This window comes from Streptomyces sp. NPDC005899, assembly GCF_040629645.1.
GTDB lineage: Bacteria > Actinomycetota > Actinomycetes > Streptomycetales > Streptomycetaceae > Streptomyces.
Map to the genome: position 1 here is coordinate 1 of NZ_JBEXWB010000461.1, position 4,089 is coordinate 4,089.

A 4,089-nucleotide genomic window follows, 5' to 3' on the forward strand; every position below is an offset into this window, starting at 1 on the left:
CCGGCGGGCCAGGCCGGGTTTGCGCCCCTGCGCGCGGGGGCTGCCGCGGCCGACGCCGTGGGGGGCCTGCCCCACCGCATCGACGCGGCGGGACTGGCCGTGCCGCACGGCACGCGCAACGGCCTGGAGTCGGCGGTGCGGGCCGTGCGCGGCGCGGCCGTGCTGGTGGTGGCGCTCGCCGCCGCGGCGATGCTGATGCCCGGTCAGGAGACCGGGTACGCGGGCCCGGTGGCCGCCTGGTTCGGGCTGCCCCTGGTGCTCACGCTGGGGTGCCTGGCCATCTCGCGGGTGGAGAGCCACCCGTACAGCCCGTGGGCCTCGCCGTCCGGGCAGCGGTGGCTGGACTCCCTGCCGGCCCCGGTGCGCGGCGCCGACCGCGACCTGCTCGCGGCGGTGGCCGTACGCGGCGTCGACGCCTTGCAGGACCCGGAGTTGCGGGCCGCCCTGCGCGGCGGCCGCCCGGCACACCCCGTCCGCTGAGCGCGACGGGCACGGCGCGGGCCGGCCACCGCGGGCCCGCCCACGCGAAAGGCCGCCCCTGCCGGGACGGCCTGCGCGGCGCACACGCGCCGTGTGTTGTTCGGTCCGGGACACATCGGCCGTGTACGGCGGCGAGCGGCGGCCGGCGGGGAGGTATGGCTGACTCCCCCGCAGGCCACCGCCGTTCGCCGGTCACAGGCCGATGTGCGCCCGGAACCGGACCCGGTGTCGCTGGAACGACGGGCGGCGTCACACGCGCCGTTGCCCGCCAACTGATCTTCCGGGTCGGGGCGGCCGGAAACGCTGGCTATGCGAGACCGGACACCAAGTCTGCGACGGACTTCCTGCGGCCCGTGTAGAACGGGACCTCCTCGCGGACGTGCATCCGCGCCTCGGAGGCCCGCAGGTGGCGCATGAGGTCGACGATACGGTGCAGTTCGTCGGCCTCGAAGGCGAGGATCCACTCGTAGTCGCCGAGCGAGAAGGAGGCGACCGTGTTGGCGCGCACGTCCGGGAAGCCACGGGCCATCTTGCCGTGGTCCGCCAGCATGCGGCGGCGGTCCTCGTCCGGCAGGAGGTACCAGTCGTAGGACCGCACGAACGGGTAGACGCTGATGTAGTCGCGCGGCGTCTCGTCGGCCAGGAAGGCCGGGATGTGCGACTTGTTGAACTCGGCGGGGCGGTGCAGGGCCATGTTCGACCAGACCGGCTCCAGTGCGCGGCCCAGCTTCGTGCGCCTGAAGAGGTTGTAGGCCCCCTGCAGTTCGTCGGCGGTCTCCGCGTGCCACCAGATCATCAGATCGGCGTCGGCGCGCAGGCCGGAGACGTCGTAGGTACCGCGGACGGTGATGTCCTCGGCCGCGAGCCGGTCGAACAGCTCCTGTACCTCGTCGGCGTAGCCGGCGCGGTCGACGGGCAGCACATCCCGCAGCTTGAAGACGGACCACAGGGTGTAGCGCACGACCTCGTTGAGGTCCTTGGCCTTCTTGCCTGCGTTCGGAAGCTTCTCTGGCGCACTCATACGGCTATTGTCCCGCCTCGCTCCGAGTGCCCTGAACCCGGGTCGGCGTGGCGATGATCTCTTTCGCCGTCCCGCCGGGGTCCGGCGGTGCCGCGGCCCGCGACGTCCTGGACGATCTCGTCCGCCGCCCGCCGCGCGCTCGCGACACAGGCGGGGATCCCGACGCCGTCGTACGCCGCTCCGCACACCCGCAGGCCCGGCAGCGCCGCGACGGCCTCGCGGATCCGGGCGACCCTGGTCAGGTGGCCCACGGGATACTGCGGCAGCCCGCCGATCCAGCGGGTGACCGCGGTGTCGACGGGGCGCGCGGCCAGCCCGGTGGCTGCCGCCAGATCGCGGAGCGAGACCGCGACGAGCTCGGAGTCCTCGCGGTGCAGGTGGTCCTCCTCGCCGTAACGGCCCACGGAGGTGCGCAGCACGAACAGCCCGGGGGCCGCGTCGGCGACCCACCGCCACTTGTTGCTGGAGAAGGTGGAGGCCTTGATCGTGCGTCCGTCGACCGGTGGCACCAGGAAGCCGGAGCGCCCCCGCAGCGCCGCGGTCGCCTCGACGTCGGAGCGGCGGAAGGCCAGGGTGACCAGGGCCATCGACGCGTACTCCACCTCCGCCAGCTCGGCGGAGGCGGCCGGGCACTCGGCGGCGAGCAGCGTGGAGGCGGACCACGCGGGGGTGGCGAGGACGATGCCGTCGGCGGCGATCACCCGGGTGTCGGTGCGTACGTCCCAGCCGTTCCCGGTCCGGGTGAGGCCGAGCACGGGAGCGGCGGTGAGGATCTCGGCTCCCGCGGCACGCACGGCGTCGGCGACGGCGCCGGGGAGCACTCCGATCCCTCCGTCGATGCCCTGGAAGACCGGTCCGGTCTGCCGGCGTGCGGCTGCCCGCTCCTGGACGCGCAGCACGGCGTCGAGGAGGGAGCCGCCCTCCTTCGCCGCCTCGTACAGCTGCGGTACGGCGGCCCGCATCGAGAGGCGGTAGGCGTCGCCCGCGTACACGCCGCCCAGCAGCGGCTCCACGAGCCGGTCGACGACCTCGCGGCCCAGCCGGCCGGCGACGTACGCGCCCACGGCCACGTCGTCGCCCACCGGGGTCGGGGCGAGGTCGCGCTCCCGCGCGATCCGGGCCAGCCCCTCCGGCGACAGCACGTCCGCGAGGGCCGCCGGATCACCCGGGACGCCCATCACGTGCCCCTTGGGCATGGGGCGCAGGGCGTCCCGGGTCCAGAGCGAGGCGGTGGCGGTGGCGGGTGGCTGCAGGCGGTCCCCGAGGCCGACGCCGGTGGCCAGCTCGACCGCTTCCGGGCGGCGCGCGAGCATGGACTCGGCACCGAGGTCGACGGGCGTGCCCGCGACCTCCCCGGTCATCAGCTTGCCGCCGAGCCGCTCCGTCGCCTCCAGGACCGTGACCCGGAGTCCGGAGTCCAGCAGCCGGTGGGCGGCGGCGAGTCCGGCGATGCCGCCGCCGATGACGACGACGTGGCCCGTGCGTGTGGTGTCGCGCTGAGGAGGACGGTGCATGGGTCCACTCTCTCAAATCCGTTTCGCGTCCCGAACGTGACCGCTTCGAAACCCCTGACCGGCAACCCCCGCCCGGCCGCCCACGTCGAAGCGGTGATCGACGACAACGGCCCTGGGGGGACACGTCATGCGCGCACAGCAGCGACACCACGACCGGCACACGGACAGCCGTCCGCCCGCCCGCCCCGCGAGGCGCCGCCCGCGCGCCCTCGTGGCGGCCGGGCTCCTCGCCGTACTCCTGTCCACCGCGGCCTGCGGCGGAGGCGGTGGTGCGGCCGACAGCGCGTCCGACCGGAAGGCGGCGGCGCCGGAGGCCGCCGGCGGCAAGGCGGAGGGAGCCGGCCACGCGGACGAGCGGTCCGGCCGCGAGCCGGCCGCCGGGGCGTCCGGGACCGCCGCGCCGGGCGCCGCCGTCGCGGTCCACGTCATCCGGACGGCCACCCTGGAGGTCGAGGTGAGGAGCGTGCCGAAGGCGGTGGCCGCCGCCCGCCGCGCCGCGGAGGGTGCCGGCGGGCTCGTCGGGGACGAGCGGACGGAGCGGGTCGACGGCACCCACGAGACCTCGCACCTGGTGCTGCGTGTGCCCCAGGACCGGTACGGCTCCGTGCTGCGCACACTGGAGGGCTCCGGGAAGCTGCTGTCCCGCACGTCCGGCGCGAAGGACGTCACCGGCCAGGTCGTGGACGCCGAGAGCCGGATCTCCACCCAGCGGGCGAGTGTCGCCCGGGTGCGTGCCCTCATGGACAAGGCGGAGAAGCTCTCCGACGTGGTGACGCTCGAAGGGGAGCTGAGCAGCCGTCAGGCGGATCTGGAGGCGCTCCTCGCCCAGCGCGCCTCCCTCGAGGACCGCACCGCGCTGGCGACGATCACCCTGGAGCTCAGCGAGCCGTACGCGGACGACGAGGACGCCGGGGAGAGCGACCCCGGTTTCCTCGACGCGCTGGGCGGCGGCTGGGACGCGTTCGTGGCCATGCTGCGGTGGGTCGCCGTGGGCCTCGGTGCGACGGCGCCCTTCCTCGCCACCGCCGCCGTCCTGGTGTTCCTGTGGCGTCGCACGCGCGGCCGCCGCACGCG

Annotated in this window: 4 protein-coding genes; 2 read left to right on the forward strand and 2 right to left on the reverse strand. The window is 75.1% G+C overall.

Going from position 1 to position 4,089, the window contains the following annotated elements; translation table 11 throughout:
* A partial coding sequence (locus tag ABZ371_RS29855; protein ID WP_358685429.1) for a TIGR04222 domain-containing membrane protein occupies positions 1 to 480 on the forward strand: 480 nt, incomplete at its 5' end.
* 307 nt (positions 481 to 787) lie between these two features.
* On the opposite strand, the gene hemQ is transcribed toward ABZ371_RS29855, so the two are convergent.
* Both hemQ and hemG read right to left on the reverse strand, forming a co-directional pair.
* Positions 788 to 1,501 carry a hydrogen peroxide-dependent heme synthase gene (gene hemQ / locus ABZ371_RS29860; RefSeq protein ID WP_358685432.1) on the reverse strand — a complete coding sequence of 238 codons (714 nt, stop codon included), beginning with the start codon at positions 1,499 to 1,501 and terminating at the stop codon, positions 788 to 790.
* Positions 1,498 to 3,015 (reverse strand): protoporphyrinogen oxidase, encoded by a 1,518-nt coding sequence (gene hemG, locus ABZ371_RS29865; protein ID WP_358685434.1) that lies wholly within the window; start codon positions 3,013 to 3,015, stop codon positions 1,498 to 1,500. The genes hemQ and hemG overlap by 4 nt, the downstream gene beginning before the upstream one ends.
* Positions 3,016 to 3,142: 127 nt before the next feature.
* On the opposite strand from hemG, the gene ABZ371_RS29870 reads away from it, so the two are divergent.
* Positions 3,143 to 4,089: DUF4349 domain-containing protein (locus ABZ371_RS29870; protein WP_358685436.1), on the forward strand; the 947-nt coding region annotated here is incomplete at its 3' end.

Bases quoted from the DNA above. Each gene is read 5' to 3' on its own strand.
- hemQ (WP_358685432.1), bottom strand. From the start codon at position 1,501: ATGAGTGCGCCAGAGAAGCTTCCGAACGCAGGCAAGAAGGCCAAGGAC.
- hemG (WP_358685434.1), bottom strand. From the start codon at position 3,015: ATGCACCGTCCTCCTCAGCGCGACACCACACGCACGGGCCACGTCGTC.